The following is a 17721-nucleotide window of genomic DNA, read 5'->3' on the forward strand; positions in this document are numbered from 1 at the left end:
GGTGGTGGTCGGGCACGCCCCAATGCCATGTGCGCTGGCCGTTCTTGCTTCGACACGCTCAGCACGAACGGGGGGGGGTAGGCTCAGGGCGAACGCAGCGGGTAGGCTCAGGGCGAACGGGGGCGGGTAGGATCAGCGCAAGACCGGCAGGGCCGAGCGCATGGTCTGCACCGCTCCCCCGCCAATGGCCGCGCCGAACTTCTTGGCCAGGCGCTCGGCGACGTTGTCGCGGCGCGTGTAGTCGATCACTTCCTCGACCTTGACGATTTCGCGCGCCACGTAGTCGAGGTTGCCGAGCTTGTCGGCCAGGCCCATCTCCACGGCCTGCTGGCCGGTCCAGAACAGACCGCTGAAGGTGTCGGAGTCGATCTTCAGGCGCTCGCCGCGGCCGGTCTTCACGGCGTTGATGAACTGCTGGTGGATCTGATTGAGCATCGACTGCGCGTGCAGGCGCTGGGCCTCGGTCTGCGGGCTGAACGGGTCGAGAAAGCCCTTGTTCTCGCCGGCAGTGAGCAGACGGCGCTCGACGCCGAGCTTTTCCATGGTGCCGGTGAAGCCGAAGCCGTCCATCAGCACGCCTATGCTGCCGACAATGCTGGCCTTGTCGACAAAGATGTCGTCGGCCGCGGCGGCGATGTAATAGGCGGCCGAAGCGCAGGTTTCCTCGACCACCGCATAGACCGGCTTGCTGTGCTTGGCCTTGAGGCGCTGGATCTCATCGTAGATGATGCCGGCCTGCACCGGGCTGCCGCCCGGCGAGTTGATCAGCAGCACCACGGCGCGCGATCCCGAGTCTTCAAACGCGCTGCGCATCGCGGCGACCACGAACTCGGCGCTGGCTTCGGCGCCGGTGGCGATCTCGCCCTTGATGTCGACCACGGCCGTGTGCGGGCCACTGACAGTTGTGGTGGCCACGTCGCGGCCAAACATCATCCAGCCCAGCGCCAGCAGCACCAGCAGCCACGACATGCGGCCGAACAGCCGCCAGCGGCGCGCGGCGCGCTGCTCGCGAATGGTCGCCATGACCAGGTTTTCAAGCACCTCGCGCTCCCAGCCCGGCGACTGCGCAGCGGAGGACGCGGATGCGGGGGCGGCGCTTTCGGGCCGCGCCTGCGCCCACAGATCGGGGGCTGCGGGGTGGACGGGTTCGGAGCCAGGGGTTCCAGGAGGCAAAGGGGTGGTCATGTCAGAGCTCGACAGGGTGCAGGTCTTGGGAAGTATGCCAGTGCACCACACCCTGAGCTTCGCACACTACTATTTTCACCAGACCGCCGCGGCAGGGTCCGCCCGCACAGGCACCGGTGTCGGGCGCGTAGGCCGCACCGTGGGTTGCGCACAACAGCCATTGGCCGGAATCGTCGAATATCCGGTTGGGCTGCCAGTCCAGTTCCATGGGAACATGGGTGCAGCGGTTCAGATAGGCGTGCACGCCGCCCTGGAAGCGCACCGCGAAGGCCCGGCAGCGCTGGCCGGCGTAAAGCACATCGAAGGGCTGGGCCAGGCCGCCCTCGGCCAGGTCCTCGCTGCGACACAGGAAGACCGCCGGCATTGCAGGCTCAGCCGTTGGCCAGCAGCCACTGGTGCAGCCCGGCCACCGATTCCGCCACGTACAGCGGCTCGAACTCGCCAAAGCCGCCGGTCGCATGCGCGCCGTACGACACGCCCACGCGCGCGCAGCCGGCGTTGCGCGCCATCAGCAGATCGTGCGTGGTGTCGCCGATCATCAGCACGCGTTCGGGCTCGACGCCGAATTCGGCCATCAATTCCTGCAGCATCAGCGGATGCGGCTTGCCCGCGGTCTCGTCGGCGGTGCGCGAGCCGTCAAACAGGCCCTTGAGCGCGACGCTGGCCAGCACTTCATTGAGCCCGCGCCGGCTCTTGCCCGTGGCCACGGTGAGCAGATAGCCGCGCTCGCGCAGCGTCTCGAGCAGCGGCACCACGCCGTCGAACAGCGTCAGATCGTTCTGGTGCTGCAGGTAGTGGTAGCGGTAGCGGTTGCCCAGCTCGGCGTACTTCTCGGGCGGTACATCGGGCGCCGCATGGGCCAGGGCCTGGGTCAGCGCCATGCCGATCACATAGGAAGCGGCCTCCTGGGTAGGCACCTGGCCGCCGACATCGCGCACCGCTTCCTGGATGCTCTTGGTGATGGCGGCTGTCGAGTCGTAGAGCGTGCCGTCCCAGTCGAAGGCAATCAGGTCAAAGCGGCGGGGGGAAACAAAAGACATGGCAGTTCCGTCGGAAATCAACAAGGCCTTCAGGCCACAAAGCTGGCGAGCTCGGCGGGCAACTCGGCGCGCAGTTCGACGCGCTCGCCCGAAGCCGGATGGTTGAACTGTAAACGCCACGCATGCAGGAACATGCGCTTGAGGCCGTGCTTTTGCACGCGGCGGTTCAGATCGAAATCGCCATACTTGTCGTCACCGACAATGCCATGGCCCTGCGAGGACAGGTGCACGCGGATCTGGTGCGTGCGCCCGGTCTTGATCGTGACTTCGAGCAGGCTCATCGCGGGCAGGCCCTGCAGCGGCCGCGCGGCAATGTGGCTGCGCACCTTGACCAGCGTCACCGAGCGCATGCCGTCGGGGTCGTCGGGCGTGGTCACGCGCACGCGGCGCTCGCCGTCGGGCAGCAGATATTTGTGCAGCGGCGTGTCTATGACCTTCTTGTTCGCGGGCCAACTGCCCTGCACCAGCGCCAGATAGGTCTTGCCGGTCTCGCGCTCGCGGAACTGGTCCTGCAGGCCGGTGAGCGCCGAGCGCTTCTTCGCGACCAGCAAGATACCCGAGGTTTCCCTATCGAGCCGGTGCACGAGTTCGAGAAACTTGGCCTCGGGACGCGCCTGGCGCAGCTGCTCGATCACGCCGAAGCTCACGCCGCTGCCGCCGTGCACGGCGACGCCCGCGGGCTTGTCTATGGCCAGCACATGGTCGTCCTCGAGCAGCTGCGGGAATTCGCGTGCCGGTGCCGGATGGGCCGCCTTTTCAGCGACTTTCTCGGAAATGCGCACCGGCGGCAGGCGCACGCTGTCGCCTTCGGCCACGCGCGTGTCGGCGCTGGCGCGGCCTTTGTTGATGCGCACCTCGCCGCTGCGAATGATGCGGTAGACATGGGTTTTGGGCACGCCCTTGAGGTGCCGTATCAGGAAGTTGTCCAGGCGCTGGCCAGCGGAATCGGCGTCGACTGCGATGAGGCGTGCAGCGGGAATTGCAATGCCTTGGGCTCGGTCCATCGCCGGTTTGCCCTCTATAATGTGTTTCACCTGCGCGATACTAGTGTAAGTGGTTGATTTGCATGGAGTTTAGTCCACCCAGCCATTTCCCGCTGCGCAGGCAGGTCGATGCCAGCCGGTTTCGCACACGCAGATTGCAGGCCAGATGCCTGTATTGGCCTGTGTCACACCGGGCATTCTGACGAATTGAAACAACGGAATCTCACAGTTGGCGGCTTTCGGCGAACCTCAAGCGTTCGCAACCTGCCAACGGATCAAAGCGAGCATGTGGATCTTTTATGCATGGATGGTCTTTATGGGTCGGAGGTCTTCACCTCCGCACTCGGCCGTCCGCGCTCTCAGGACTCCCGCCTCCCCGGCGTTGCCACTTTCACGCACCATGGTGAAACTGCGCGCGCATTTACTCGCTCCCATCCACGCGCCTTTGCCCCCTTTGCTGACATAACTCAATGATGGTCAGCAACCCGCGGCATCCCCGGCCATTCCTTTTCGTTTCAAGACGTCAGTCCGGCATCATCGGCTCCGACAGAGCCCGTCTTTGATTGAGAGTCACAGACGTGCCGCTACGACAGCGTATGGCTGCCGATAGGCGCGTCTTATAACGAATAAAGGAAACGCATCATGAAACGGATGCTTATCAACGCTACGCAGGCCGAAGAACGCCGCCTGGCCATCGTCGACGGTCAAAAACTCCTCGACTACGAAATCGAAATCGAAGGCCGCGAACAGCGCAAGGGAAACATCTACAAGGCAGTCGTGACACGCGTCGAGCCTTCGCTCGAAGCCTGCTTTGTCGACTACGGCGAAGACCGCCACGGTTTCCTGCCCTTCAAGGAAATCTCGCGCCAGTATTTCGCCGAAGGCGTTCCCGCCAGCCAGGCGCGCATCAATGACGTGATCCGCGAAGGCCAGGAAATGCTGGTCCAGGTCGAAAAGGAAGAACGCGGCAACAAGGGCGCGGCCCTGACCACGTTCATCTCGCTGGCCGGCCGCTATGTGGTGCTGATGCCCAACAACCCGCGCGGCGGTGGCGTCTCGCGCCGCATCGAAGGCGAAGACCGGGCCGAACTCAAGGAAGCGATGGACCAGCTCGAATACCCCAAGGGTATGAGCATCATCGCGCGCACCGCAGGCATAGGCCGCAGCGCTCCCGAACTGCAATGGGATCTGAACTACCTGCTCAAGCTCTGGAGCGCCATCGACAGCGCGACCAAGGGCAAGGGCGCGTTCCTGATCTATCAGGAATCGAGCCTGGTGATACGCGCCATCCGCGATTACTTCAACAACGAGATCGGTGACATCCTCATCGATACCGACGACATCTACGAACAGGCCCAGCAGTTCATGGCGCACGTGATGCCCGAGCACACTGCCCGGGTCAAGCGCTACCGCGACGACGCCCCGCTGTTCAGCCGCTTCCAGATCGAACACCAGATCGAGTCGGCCTACTCGCGCACCGTGACCCTGCCCTCGGGCGGCGCGGTGGTGATCGACCACACCGAAGCCCTGGTCTCGGTGGACGTGAACTCGGCGCGCGCCATCAAGGGCGGCGACATCGAGGAAACGGCCACGCGCACCAATCTCGAAGCCGCCGACGAAGTCGCGCGCCAGATGCGCCTGCGCGATCTGGGCGGCCTGATCGTGATCGACTTCATCGACATGGAAGAGTCGAAGAACCGCCGCGAAGTCGAGAACCGCCTGCGCGATGCGCTGCGCCAGGACCGCGCCCGCGTGCAGTTCGGCAGCATCAGCAAGTTCGGCCTGATGGAAATGAGCCGCCAGCGGCTCAAGCCCGCGCTGTCCGAAGGCGCGCACATCAACTGCCCACGCTGCGGCGGTTCGGGCCATATCCGCGACACCGAGAGCTCGGCGCTGCAGATCCTGCGCATCATCCAGGAAGAGTCCATGAAGGACAACACGGCCGCCGTGCACTGCCAGGTGCCGGTCGAAGTGGCTTCGTTCCTGCTCAATGAAAAGCGCACCGAGATCGCCAAGATCGAACTCAAGCAGCGCGTGTCGGTGCTGATGGTGCCCAACAAGTCGCTGGAAACCCCGCACTACAAGCTCGAGCGCCTCAAGCACGACGACCCGCGCCTCGAGAACCTCGACGCCAGCTACAAGCTCGCCGACGAAGTCGAAGCCAACACCGCCGTGACGCGCCGCTCGCAGGAGCCGACCAACAAGCAGACGCCGGTCATCAAGGGCGTGCTGCGCGATACGCCCGCTCCCGTGGCCGAGCCGCGTCCCGACGCCGCGCCGCGCGCTGCCGCACCCGCGGGCGCCGCTGCGCGCCCTGCAGGCGCTGCGGCCCGCCCGGCGGCCACGCCCCGCGCTGCGGCCGCCGCACCGCGCGAGCAAGGCTTCTTCGCCTGGCTCAAGAACCTGTTCGGCTTTGGCACCGCTCCAGTGGAAGCCGCGCCGGTCACGCCCGCACCCGAAACGCCGGCAGCACGCGAAGCGCGTGAACCCCGCCGCGACGGTCGCCCTGGCGAGAACCGCGGTCGCCGCGGCGAGGGCCGCCCCGGCGAGCGCAACGGCCCACGCGAAGGCGGCCGTGAAGGTGGCCGCGATGGCAACCGTGAAGGCGGCCGTGATGGCAGCAACGCCGGTGAAGGTCGTGGTCGCCGTGGCGAGCGCGCCGACGGTCGCAACGGCCCGGGCCGCGACGGCGAACGCGCCGAAGGCCGCAACAGCCGCAACGACCGCCCTGAAGGCGAACGCAACAGCCGCCCCGAAGGCGAGCGCAACGGCCGCAACCGCGGCGAACGTGGTGACCGCACAGGCCGTGAACAGGAAGCACGCCAGCCGCTGGAAGCCGCCGCACATCTGGCGCAAGTCGGTGCGGTGGACGGCGAAGTCTCGCTCGAGGCCGATGGCCGCGGCGAACGCGCACCCCGTCGCGAACGCGGCGAGCGCGCAGAGCGCCCCGAAGGCAACGCCCGCCGTGAACGCGGTGAACGTGGCGAGCGCCGTGAACGCGCTCCCCGCCCTGCCGAGGCCCCAGCGGCCGAAGGCCAGCCCCAGGACCTGAACGCTCCCGTGCTCGAAGCGGCTGTGGTCGAAGGCGAAGGCTTGCCCCAGGCCACGAATGCCGAAGGCGAACCCCGCCAGCGCCGTTCGCGCGACCGCTACGGCCGTGATCGCCGCGAGCGCGGCGAGCGCCCCGCGCGTGACGCCGCTGCCCAGCCGGCATTCGATGCCGCCGAGCCCGCCGAAGGCCAGGCCCAGGTGTTTGTGCCCGAGCAGAACGACGCCGAGCCCGCGCGCCGCAGCTACTTCAGCGCCACCCCCGCCGAAACCGCAGCACCTGCAGCACCTGCAGCCCAGCCTGCAGTCGCGCCCGTGGTCGCAGCGCCCGCAGCTGCGGCACCGGTCGCAGCCGCGCCCGTGGCCGCACCGGTCGCCGCTCCCGTGGCACAAGCTCCGGTGCTCGCGCCGGTCGAGATCGCCCCGGTCGCAGCTCCTGTGGTCGCAGCTCCCGTAGCAGCTCCTCAGGCTGCAGCGCCCGTCGCCGCCGGTCTGCCGCAGATCGCCAGCTTCACGCTGCCCGTCGATGCGCTGCATGGCATTGCGCGTGAATCGGGCCTGGAATGGGTGAACTCGGACGCCGAGAAGATTGCCGCCGTCCAGGCAGCGATCGCCGCCGAACCCAAGCCCGTGCATGTGCCGCGCGAGCGCCCCGCGCCCGTGGTGCTCGACGAAGGCCCGCTGGTGCTGGTCGAGACCCGTCGTGACCTGCGCGACATGACTCTGCCGTTCGAGCAGTCCAGCAACGCTTAAATGCGCTGAAACCAGGGGCCTTCAGGGCCCCTGGTTGTTTCTGGGCCTGTTGTTTCCATTGATTCCGCTTTCCGTCCATGCTGCTGCTGCTGTCCCCCGCCAAATCGCTCGACTACGAAACCCCGCTGCCCGCGGGCCTCAAACACACGCTGCCCCCGTTCATCGCGCAATCGAGTGAACTCATCGATGTGCTGCGCCTGCAGACGCCGCAGTCGCTGGCCGAACTGATGGGACTGAGCGACAAGCTCGCGGCCTTGAATGTGGCGCGCTATGCGGCCTGGAGTCCCGAGTTCACCGCCGCGAACGCGCGCCAGGCGCTGTTTGCGTTCAACGGCGACGTCTATGAAGGCCTGCAGGCGGGCACGCTGTCCAAGCCCGACATCGCCTGGGCCCAGGATCACCTGGCAATGCTCAGCGGCCTCTATGGGGTGCTGCGCCCGCTGGACCGCATGCAGCCCTACCGGCTCGAGATGGGCACGCGCCTGGCGACGCCCGCGGGCAGCAACCTGTATGCGTTCTGGGGCCGGCAGATTGCCGAGCACCTGAACGAGCGCCAGAAGGACCAGACCGATCCGGTCGTCGTCAATCTCGCGTCGCAGGAATACTTCAAGTCGGTGGACCGCAAGCACCTGCGCGCGCGCGTGGTCGAGTGCGTGTTCGAGGACTTCAAGGCCGGCAAGTACAAGATCATCAGCTTCCACGCCAAGCGCGCGCGCGGCATGATGGCGCGCCACGCGGTGCGCGAGCGCCTCACGCGGCCCGCGCAGTTGCAGGGTTTTGCGGCCGAAGGCTATGCTTTTGCCGATGCGGTCTCGACGCCCGAACGGCTGGTGTTCCGTCGCCGGGCCGACTGATCGCATCCACACCGGACCCGCTTTTTTTCGCTCAGGTGAAAATAGGCGGTCAGGCCCAGGCCGCATCCCCCCTGATTGCCATGTCCCAATCCATGACTTCCTCCTCGTCAGCGCAAGGCCAGGCTGTTGCCGGCGCCTCCCCGCAACTGCTCCAATGGATAGACGAGCAGCGCCGCATCGGCGTGCTCGACGCCACCATGCTCACGGCGATGACCGCCGCGGGCTGGAATGAAGCCGTGGCGCGTGAAGCCCTGCAGGGGCCGGCCCAGCGCGCCGCGCCCACCTCGGGCCTGCCCGAACCCGACCTCGCGGGCGAGCCCGGCATGATCGATGTCGGCGACCGCCAGGTGCGCGTGCTGATGAGCATGAAGGCGCCGCGCGTGGTGCTGTTCGGCCAGATCCTGTCCGATGCCGAATGCGCGGCGCTGATCGATGCCGCCAAGCCCAGGCTTTCGCGCTCGCTGACCGTTGAAACCACGTCGGGCGGCGAGGAAATCAACGCCGACCGCACCAGCGACGGCATGTTCTTCCAGCGCGGCGAGCTGCCGCTGGTGCAGCAGCTCGAGGAGCGCATTGCGCGGCTGCTCAACTGGCCGATTGAAAATGGCGAAGGCCTGCAGGTGCTGCGCTACGGCCCGGGCGCCGAGTACAAGCCGCACCACGACTATTTCGCGCCCGACGAGCCCGGCACGGCGACCATCCTGCGCCGCGGCGGCCAGCGCGTGGGCACCCTGATCATCTACCTCAACGAACCCGAGCAGGGCGGCGCGACGATCTTCCCCGAATCGGCGCTGCAGGTCGTGCCCCAGCGCGGCCATGCGGTGTTCTTCAGCTACGACCAGCCCGATCCCGGCACGCGCACGCTGCACGGCGGCGCGCCCGTGATCAAGGGCGAAAAATGGATTGCCACCAAATGGCTGCGCGAAGGCAGATTTGATTAAGCCGGGCATTGCGCCCGGGATCTGGCCGCTCCTGCCGGGCTGGCCGGCCCACTTCGGCGCCTCGGCGCCGCATCTCCAAAGATTTTCCGAATGAACACCCCTGAACACTCGCAGCTGGGCAAGACCTCTGCGTATATCGACCAGTACGACGCCAGCCTGCTGTTTCCGCTGCCGCGCAAAACCAAGCGCGCCGAGCTGGGACTGGACGCGCAGCCGCCGTTCTTCGGCGCCGACCTCTGGACCGCGTTCGAGCTGTCGTGGCTCAACCTGCGCGGCAAGCCCCAGGTCGCGCTCGCGCATGTGACCATTCCCTGCGAGACGCCCAATATCATCGAGAGCAAGTCGTTCAAGCTCTATCTCAACAGCTTCAACAATGCGCGCTTCGCCGATGCCTCGGAAGTGCTGGCGCGGCTGCGCGCCGACCTGGGAGAAGCCGCCTGGCGCGGCAGCGACCAAGGCTCCAGCGTGGGCGTGACGCTGTTGTCGCCCGAGATGTTCGACCGCCAGCAGGTGCATGAATTCGACGGCATCAGCCTCGACCGCCTCGACGTCGAATGCACGCACTACCAGCCCGCGCCCGAACTGCTGCGCGCCGACGACAGCCAGCCCGCGGTGACCGAAACCCTGACCAGCAACCTGCTCAAGAGCAACTGCCTGGTCACGGGCCAGCCCGACTGGGGCAGCGTGCAGATCCGCTATACGGGCGCGAAGATCGACGAGGAAGGCCTGCTGCAGTACATCGTGAGCTTTCGCAACCACAACGAATTCCACGAGCAGTGCGTGGAACGCATCTTCATGGACATCTGGCGGCGCTGCGCTCCGCTCAAGCTCTCGGTCTACGCACGCTACACGCGCCGCGGCGGCCTGGACATCAACCCGCTGCGCACCAGCCATCCGCAGGCGCTGCCGGCCAATATCCGCAACGCAAGGCAATAAATATGGCCCCCACGCTTGCTCGCTACGCGTAGCTCGCGCTGGGGGGCGGAGCCCCCCAGATGCGTTTTGTCTGGGCGGCCCGGCGGCGGCTTGTCTGACCCCCACGCTTGCTCGCTTCGCGTAGCTCGCGCCGGGGGGCGAAGCCCCCCGGTGAAAAACCTCAATCCAGCCTGAACACCGCCACCGACCGGCGCAGCATCTGCGCGCGGTTGCCCAGCGAAGCGGCCGATGCGGCCGACTGCTCGACCAGCGCGGCGTTCTGCTGCGTCACCGCGTCAAGCCGCGCCACGGCTTCGTTGACCTGGCCAATGCCCGCCGACTGCTCGCGCGTGGCGATGCTGATCTGGTGCACCAGGCTGCCCACGCGGTCCACGGCCGTGACCATGCCCTGGATGGTGTCGCCGGCCTGGGCCATGCGCACATTGCCGTCGTTGATGCCTTCGACGGTGCTGTTGATCAGCGTGCCGATTTCCTTGGCCGAAGCCGCGCTGCGCTGGGCCAATGCCCGCACTTCGCCGGCCACCACCGCAAAGCCACGGCCCTGCTCGCCCGCGCGCGCGGCTTCGACCGCCGCGTTGAGCGCCAGCAGATTGGTCTGGAAGGCAATGCTTTCAATCACGCCAATGATTTCGCGCATGCGCGTCGAAGAGCCGCGAATGCGCTCCATGGCTGCGCCGACTTCCTGGATGGCCGCGCCGCTGCGGCTGGCCACCTGGGTGCTCTGCTCGCTTTCACCGGCCATGCGCTGCGCGGTCTCGGCGGTCTGGCTCACGGTGCCCGACAGCTCCTCCATCGACGCCGCGGTCTGCTGCAGACTCGTGGCCTGCGATTCGGTGCGGTTGGCAAGGTCGGCGCTGCCCTGGGCAATTTCCTGCGAAGTCTGGGCAAAGCTCTGCACATCGTGCAGCAGATCGCCGAGCACGGCGCGCAGATTGATCTGGATCTGCTGCATGCGCCGCAGCAGGTTGCCCATTTCGCCCGCGTAGCGGTTGTCAGGGGCGGTCATGAGGTTGCAGCCCGCAAGGTCGGAGGCAAACTGCCCCGCGGCTTCGAGGCCCGAGGCACAGCGCGATTGAAAACGCCACAGCACCCAGGCCGAGCCCAGCGCCAGCACCAGCAGGCGCGTGCCCCAGGCCAGCGGCCCGGACCAGCCGAGAACATCGGGCAGCAGCGTCAGCAAGGCCACGACGGCCAGCATCAGCGCCATGCGCGCCGTGAGCCCCAGGTCATGCCACAGACCCGCAATGGAGCGCCAGCCCAGGTAGCGCACCTCGCCGCCGCGCAGGCGCAGCGTCGCCTGACCCGCGGCCTCCTCGGCGCGCATGCGCGCATACAGCGCCTCGGCTTCGCGCACTTCGTTGGCCCCAGGCTTGCTGCGCACCGACATATAGCCGTTGGGCTTGCCGTTCTGCATGATAGGCGTGACGTTGGCGCGCACCCAGTAGTGATCGCCGTTCTTGCGGCGGTTCTTGACCAGGCCGGTCCAGGGATAGCCATGGGCGATGGTGCGCCACATGTCCTTGAAAGCCGCGGCCGGCATGTCGGGGTGGCGCACCAGGTTGTGCGGCTGGCCCATCAGTTCTTCATAGGAATAACCGCTGACGCGCACGAAAGCGGCGTTGCAATGGGTGATTTCGCCCTTGGTATTGGTGGTAGACACCAGAAGCTCACCGTCAGAAAAATCATGGTTGTTTTGGCTGACGGGCAAATTGACACGCATGCGCAGTACTCCTCGGGATGACTTGTTTTATGTGTTGTACAGGCACGACCTGGCCGCGCCCAGCCCCTCTCGAGGGTCTAACCCACGATCATCGCATAGCGCGCCCGGCTTTCCCCGGCTAGAACAGCGACGCAGTAAAAGGGTCGGCTTCCGGGCGCGTGCGCCGGGCCGGACCTTTGAGCGGAGCGGCCTGCTCGCCCGCCTTGACCAGCGCGCCCACGCGCACGCCCAGCAGCCGCAGGCGCTGGCTCAGCGGCACGCGCTTGAGGCATTGGCCGGCCGCGCGGCGAATCGCCGCGGCATCGGCAATCGGCAGCTCCAGCGTCATGTCGCGCGTCGCGGTCTTGAAGTCGGCGTAGCGCAGCTTGATGCCTATGGTGCGGCCCGAATAGCCTTTGCGCTGCAGGTCGGCAGCGACCTGTTCGCACAGCGCGGTGAAGACCTGGGCGAGTTCCGCGCGGTCTTCGCGCGCATGCAGATCGCGCTCGAACGTGGTCTCGCGGCTCATGCTCACGGGCTCGCTTTCGGTGACCACGGGGCGGTCGTCGCGGCCCCAGGCGGCTTCGTGCAGCCAGGCGCCATAAGCCTTGCCGAAATGCTGCAGCAGCCAGGCGCGCGGGCGCGCCGCGAGATCGGCGATGGTCTCTATGCCCAGTGCCTGCAGCTTGGCCTCGGACTTGGGGCCTATGCCGTTGATCTTGCGACAGGCCAGCGGCCAGATAAGCGCCTGCAGGTCTTCGGCCTGGACAATGGAAATGCCCTGGGGCTTGTTGAATTCGCTGGCCATCTTGGCCAGCAGCTTGTTGGGCGCGACGCCGATCGAGCAGCTCAGCCCCGTGGCATCGGCGATCGCGCCCTGCATCAGCTTGGCCAGCGAACGCCCGCCCTGGCGCTGGCCGCCGGGCACATCGGTGAAGTCGATGTAGACCTCGTCGACGCCGCGGTCCTCCATCAGCGGCGCCATCGACAGCACGATCTCCTTGAACCAGCGCGAATAGCGCCGGTATTCGGCGAAGTCCACGGGCAGCAGGATGGCCTGCGGGCACAGGCGCGCGGCCTTCATCAGGCCCATGGCCGAGCCTATGCCGAACTGGCGCGCCGCATAGGTGGCGGTGGTGATCACGCCGCGGCCGGTGTAGTCCTTGAGCAGCGGAAACTCCTCGACCGGAATGGACGACAGCGGCTGGCCGGCATAGCGCTGCAGCAACGCGTTGTCGGGCGCGCGCCGGCCGCCGCCTATCACCAGCGGCAGGCCCCTGAGCTGCGGGTAGCGCAGCAGTTCGACGGAAGCGTAGAACGCATCCATGTCGAGATGGGCAATGCGGCGCGGCAGGGGCGTTTCGGCAGTCACCCAGGGATTGTGCGGGCAGCGGCGCGGGCGCGCCGGCAGGCCATCAATACTCCAGCGTGACCATGACCAATCCGCAAAGCATCAGCAGCATGCCGATCTTTTCCGGCCAGCTCAGCGGCTCGCGCAGCACGCGGCGCGAGACCAGGTAGCTGAACACCACTTCGACCATGCCCAGCGTGCGCACCTGGGCCGCGCCCTGCATCGCATAGGCGCTGAACCAGGCGAGCGACGCGGCCGCCCCCATGCTGCCCGCGACCAGCGACACGCGCCAGGCGCGCCACACGGGCGCAATGCCGCCGGGATGGCGCCAGGCGACCCAGGCGCCCAGCACCAGCGACTGCAGCGTCTGGGCCAGCGTCACGCCCCAGGCGCCGTTGATCCAGGGCGAGGATTCACCCAGCGCCAGCGCGCCGCCGCGAAAGCCCACCGAGGCAATTGCAAAGCAGGCGCCGCAGGCCAGGCCGTAGAGCGCCGAGCGGCTGAACCAGGCCGACATCGACCAGCGCTTGTCGCGCGCCGGCAGCGACAGCGTGAATACGCCTATGGTGGCGATGACCATGGCGACCACGGCCAGCGTCGTCGGCAGTTCGTGCAGGAACACGCTGGCAAACAAGGCGACCTGCAGCACTTCGGTCTTGGACAGCGTCACCGCCACCGCGAAGTTGCGCTCCTTCATTGCCAGCAGCAGCATCGCCGTGCCGCCCACCTGGAACAGCGCGCCCAGCGCGATCCAGGCCAGATAGGCCAGGCTGAAATGCGGCAAGGCGCGTGGCGTCAGCAGATAGAGCAGGCCAAGCCACAGCAGCGCGAACGGCAGGCCGTAGAGAAAGCGCACCAGCGTCGCGGGCAGAGTGCCTATGGCCTGGGTCAGCGAGCGCTGGGCCGCGTTGCGCGCGGTCTGGGCCAGGGCCGCGAACAGCACCATGGGAACCCAGAGCCAGGAGAAATCGATCAGAGAGGAGGACATGCGGCGGACCAGAAGATGGGGCCGAATGCCCCTGCGCCGAGCATAGCGCCCGCCGCCGGCGCGCGGCTGCGCTTTTGGCGAGGCGCGCCGCAGCGATCAGCGATTGCTGCGACGGCGCCGATCAAGCCGCGGGAAAGGGCAAGGGATAGCTGCCCGGCACCAGGATGGAGCGGTCCACCTGGTCGATCTGCGTGCGGCCGCAGAACGCCATGCTGATGTCGAGTTCGCGCTGGATGATCTCCAGCGCGCGCGTCACTCCGGGCTGGCCGTAGGCGCCCAGGCCGTAGAGAAAGCTGCGCCCGATCAGCGTGCCCTGCGCGCCCAGCGCGCGCGCCTTGAGCACGTCCTGGCCGCTGCGAATGCCGCCGTCCAGCCAGACTTCGATGTTCCTGCCCACAGCCTCCACGATCGAGGGCAGCGCCGCAATCGACGAGGGCGCGCCGTCGAGCTGGCGCCCGCCGTGGTTGCTCACGACCAGCGCGTCGGCGCCGCTGTCGACCGCATGGCGCGCGTCTTCCGCATCCATGATGCCCTTGAGAATGATCTTGCCGCCCCAGCGCTTCTTGATCCACTCGACGTCGGCCCAGCTCAGTTGCGGGTCGAACTGCTCGGCGGTCCACGCCGACAGCGACGACAGGTCGGACACGCCTTTCGCATGGCCCACGATGTTGCCGAAAGTGCGCCGCTGCGTGCCCAGCATGCCCAGGCACCAGTGCGGCTTGGTCGCGAGATTGATCAGGTTGCGCAGCGTGGGCCGCGGCGGCGTCGACAGGCCGTTCTTGATGTCCTTGTGGCGCTGGCCCAGGATCTGCAGATCCAGCGTGATCTGCAGCGCCGAGCAGTTGGCGGCCTTGGCGCGATCGATCAGGTTCTCTATGTATTCGCGGTCGCGCATCACATACAGCTGGAACCAGAACGGGTGGCGGTCAGTGGCCTGGGCCACGTCCTCGAGCGAGCAGATGCTCATGGTCGACAGCGTGAACGGAATGCCGAAGGCCTTGGCCGCGCGCGCGCCCAGGATCTCGCCGTCGGCATGCTGCATGCCCGTGAGCCCCGTGGGCGCGATCGCCACCGGCATGGCCACGTCCTGGCCCAGCATGGTGCTGCGCGTGCTGCGGCCGCTGAGGTTCACGGCGACGCGCTGGCGCAGCAGGATGCGCCGGAAGTCGTCTTCGTTGGCGTGGTAGGTGCCCTGGGTGTACGAGCCTGAATCCGCATAGTCGTAGAACATGCGCGGCACGCGGCGCTGGGCCACGGCGCGCAGGTCTTCTATGCAGGTGATTTTGGAAAGATCGGATGCCACTGTGCCCCCTTTTTTAATCAGGCTGCATCGTAATGCGCGGCGCCGCCGCCGTGGGGGCTGGGGTGCTGAAAGGATTTCTGGGGACGTGAAATTTTCTCCGCCGCCAGCTTCGTATTGAGCCCATCGCGGCATGAGCGGCCCGTGCTCGAACAAAGGACGGGACTGTTGTTTGCGGCGGCCGTTGTTTGCGGCGGCCGTTCACCCTTCGACAAGCTCAGGGCGAACGGGGAAGGGCCACAAGCTCAGGGCCAACGGGGAAGGGCCACAAGCTCAGGGCGAACGGGGAAGGCCCACAAGCTCAGGGCCAACGGGGAGGCCTGTTGGGCGCAATGTCTGCAGCCCGTTCGTGGTGAGCCCGTCGAACCATGAACGGCCCGCCCTCAGCCAGACCTACCGCACCCCGGCCCCGCGCACCTCGAATGCCACGCTGTCGAGCACCACCCCCTTGGCATCGCGCAACTCCATGCGGTGGCGCCCCGGCCACGGCAGCCAGGCCCAGTGCGCGCCGCGCGCGACCTCCTTGCCGTCGAGCCACCAGCGCAGCGCGCGCGCGTCGCCGGCCGCGAGCCGGGCGGCGAACTGCAGCCGCTGTCGATCGGGCGGAATGTCGGGGTCGAGCGCGATGATGGTGCCGGGCGCGGGCCGCGCGATCCGGCCTTGCGCTACGGCCGTCAGCGAGGGGGCAGCGCCCTGCTCCAGCGCAAACAGCGCCTGCTGCGTTCCCGGCAGAAACCATTCGCTGCGCGCCGCGGCCAGCGGCTCGCCCGTCGCCGGGTCGGGGCCGTAGCGCACAGCAGCGCGCAGCAGCGCGGGCTGATTGGCAGAAGCAACCGGAGGCGGGGGCGCGCGGCTCGAACGCTGCGCATGCAGCAGCCCCATCAGCTCGGCCCAGATGGGCGCGGCGCCGCTGCTGCCGCTGACGCCATGCATGGCTTCGCCGCCCGCGTTGCCGACCCAGACGCCCACGGTGTAATGCTGCGACCAGCCCACGGCCCAGTTGTCGCGCATGTCCTTGCTGGTGCCGGTCTTCACCGCCGTCCAGAAGCGCGTGGCCAGCACGCTGTCGGTGCCGAACGTGGGCGCGCGCGCGTTGCCGTCGGAAAGTATGTCGCCAATGATGAACGCCGCACGCGCATCGAGCGCGCTGCTGCAGGCCGGCGCGGGCCGTGGCGCTGCCGGCAGCGTCGCCTCGGCCACGGGCCGCCAGCAGCCGCCGTTGGCCAGCGCGCGATAGGCATTGGTCAGCTGCAGCAGCGGCACTTCGGCGCTGCCCAGCGCCAGGCTGTAGCCGTAGTAGCTGCCGCTTTCGCGCAGCGGCATGCCCAGCGCGCCCATCTGGGCAAAGAACGCGTCGGGCGAGACCATGGCCAGCGTGCGCACCGCCGGCACGTTGAGCGAGGCCGCGAGCGCCGTGCGCACCGAGACCCAGCCCTTGAAGCGCCGGTCGTAGTTCTGCGGAATGTAGAGGCCGCCGGCCGTCGGAATGTGGGCCGAGGAGTCCTCGATCAGCGAGGCCGCCGTGAGCCGGCGCTCGGCCAGCGCCTGGCCATAGAGAAACGGCTTGAGCGTGGAGCCGGGCTGGCGCAGCGCGAGCACGCCGTCGACTTCGCCCGCCTGGCTCAGCGCGCCAGATGAACCCACCCAGGCCAGCACTTCGCCGCTGGCGTTGTCGAGCACCAGCACCGCGCCGTCCTCGACATTGCGGCCCTGGAGCTCGCGCAGATGCTGCTGCAGGCTGCGCATCGCCTGGCGCTGCAGCGGCGCGCTGAGCGTGCTGCGCAGGCGCGCGGGCAGCTCCTGGCCGGCGTCGGTTCGTCCCGAGCTTGGCGAAGATTGGACGGCCTGCGCGAGCACGCGCCGCGCGAAATGCGGCGCCACGCCTTCGGCCGCGGGCCATTGGCGCTGCTGCAGGCTGCTTTCGGTGAACAGCTGCAGCGCCGCGCAATCGATCTTGCGCGCCTGCAGCTTTTCGAGCAGATCGCAGGCGCGCTGGGCGACACGCTGCGGCGCGGCATTGGGCGCGCGCACCAGCACCGCGGCAACGGCGGCTTCGCGCGCGTCCAGCCCATGGGCGGCCTTGCCGAACAGCGTGCGCGCCAGCGCGTCTATGCCCACCAGCTCGCCGCGAAACGGCACCATGTTCAGATAGGCCTCGAGAATCTGGTCCTTGCGCCAGCGGCGGTCAAGCACCTGCGCGGCCACGGTCTGGCCCACCTTCTGCACCAGGGTGCGCCCGCCCGGGCCGCGGCGCCAGTCGCCGTCGACCAGGCCCGCGAGCTGCATCGTGATGGTGCTTGCGCCGCGCGTGCGCTGGTGCCACAGCCGGCCCCAGGCGGCCGACGACACCGCCGACCAGTCGACGCCGCTGTGTTCGTAGAAGCGCTGGTCCTCGCTGAGCACCAGCGCGTTGCGCAGCGCCGGCGAAACATCCTGCAGCGCGATCCATTCGCCGCGGCGCACGCTGGCGTCGGTGCGCAGCCGCTGCAGCACTTCGCCCTCGCGCGACAGCACCAGCGTCTCGGAGGGGCGGTGGGCGGCGCGCACTTCGTCATAACTGGGAACGGCCCAGGCCGCGGGGGCGGCCATGCACGCCAGGCACCACAATGCCGCCGCGCGCCACGCGCGCTTGAGCTGCTCCAT

The 17721-nt window shown here is 67.7% G+C and carries 13 protein-coding genes; 4 read left to right on the forward strand and 9 right to left on the reverse strand.

Translation table 11 applies throughout. The features are described 5' to 3' along the window. Positions 1-132: 132 nt before the first annotated feature. The 4 genes from RR928_RS09045 to RR928_RS09060 are packed head-to-tail and all read right to left on the reverse strand — an operon-like array spanning position 133 to position 3259. Entirely contained in the window at positions 133-1185 is a 1053-nt protein-coding gene (locus tag RR928_RS09045) for a S49 family peptidase (protein ID WP_332549867.1), read from the reverse strand. Between the two features lies 1 nt (position 1186). Then, positions 1187-1549, reverse strand: a complete 363-nt coding sequence (locus RR928_RS09050; RefSeq protein ID WP_332539224.1) for a Rieske (2Fe-2S) protein — start codon at positions 1547-1549, stop codon at positions 1187-1189. A 7-nt stretch (positions 1550-1556) separates the two neighbouring features. Then, entirely contained in the window at positions 1557-2225 is a 669-nt protein-coding gene (locus RR928_RS09055; RefSeq protein ID WP_332539223.1) for an HAD family hydrolase, read from the reverse strand. 29 nt (positions 2226-2254) lie between these two features. Further along, a complete protein-coding gene (locus tag RR928_RS09060) occupies positions 2255-3259 on the reverse strand; it encodes an RluA family pseudouridine synthase (RefSeq protein WP_442881535.1) in 1005 nt (334 codons plus the stop codon). A gap of 591 nt (positions 3260-3850) precedes the next feature. On the opposite strand from RR928_RS09060, the gene RR928_RS09065 reads away from it, so the two are divergent. From RR928_RS09065 to queF, 4 genes are all read left to right on the forward strand, one after another. Then, positions 3851-7009: an Rne/Rng family ribonuclease gene (locus RR928_RS09065; RefSeq protein WP_332682247.1), complete on the forward strand. Its 3159-nt coding sequence runs from the start codon at positions 3851-3853 to the stop codon at positions 7007-7009. Between the two features lie 77 nt (positions 7010-7086). Beyond that, a complete protein-coding gene (yaaA, locus tag RR928_RS09070) occupies positions 7087-7863 on the forward strand; it encodes a peroxide stress protein YaaA (protein WP_332539220.1) in 777 nt (258 codons plus the stop codon). 80 nt (positions 7864-7943) lie between these two features. Continuing rightward, positions 7944-8804, forward strand: a complete 861-nt coding sequence (locus RR928_RS09075) for a 2OG-Fe(II) oxygenase (protein ID WP_332539218.1) — start codon at positions 7944-7946, stop codon at positions 8802-8804. A gap of 90 nt (positions 8805-8894) precedes the next feature. Next, positions 8895-9740 carry an NADPH-dependent 7-cyano-7-deazaguanine reductase QueF gene (gene queF, locus RR928_RS09080; RefSeq protein ID WP_332682249.1) on the forward strand — a complete coding sequence of 282 codons (846 nt, stop codon included), beginning with the start codon at positions 8895-8897 and terminating at the stop codon, positions 9738-9740. 160 nt (positions 9741-9900) lie between these two features. Here queF and RR928_RS09085 read toward each other — a convergent pair whose 3' ends face one another. From RR928_RS09085 to pbpC, 5 genes are all read right to left on the reverse strand, one after another. After that, a complete protein-coding gene (locus RR928_RS09085) occupies positions 9901-11460 on the reverse strand; it encodes a methyl-accepting chemotaxis protein (protein ID WP_332539216.1) in 1560 nt (519 codons plus the stop codon). A 118-nt stretch (positions 11461-11578) separates the two neighbouring features. Further along, on the reverse strand, positions 11579-12766 hold the full coding sequence (gene dinB, locus RR928_RS09090) for a DNA polymerase IV (protein WP_332682267.1): 1188 nt from the start codon (positions 12764-12766) through the stop codon (positions 11579-11581). An 88-nt stretch (positions 12767-12854) separates the two neighbouring features. After that, entirely contained in the window at positions 12855-13778 is a 924-nt protein-coding gene (locus RR928_RS09095; RefSeq protein WP_332539215.1) for a DMT family transporter, read from the reverse strand. Between the two features lie 121 nt (positions 13779-13899). Then, a complete protein-coding gene (locus RR928_RS09100; protein WP_332539214.1) occupies positions 13900-15081 on the reverse strand; it encodes an alpha-hydroxy acid oxidase in 1182 nt (393 codons plus the stop codon). Between the two features lie 390 nt (positions 15082-15471). After that, positions 15472-17721, reverse strand: coding sequence for a penicillin-binding protein 1C (pbpC, locus tag RR928_RS09105; protein ID WP_332682252.1), 2250 nt, complete (start codon positions 17719-17721; stop codon positions 15472-15474).

The organism is Comamonas sp., assembly GCF_036666375.1.
Classification (GTDB): domain Bacteria; phylum Pseudomonadota; class Gammaproteobacteria; order Burkholderiales; family Burkholderiaceae_C; genus Comamonas.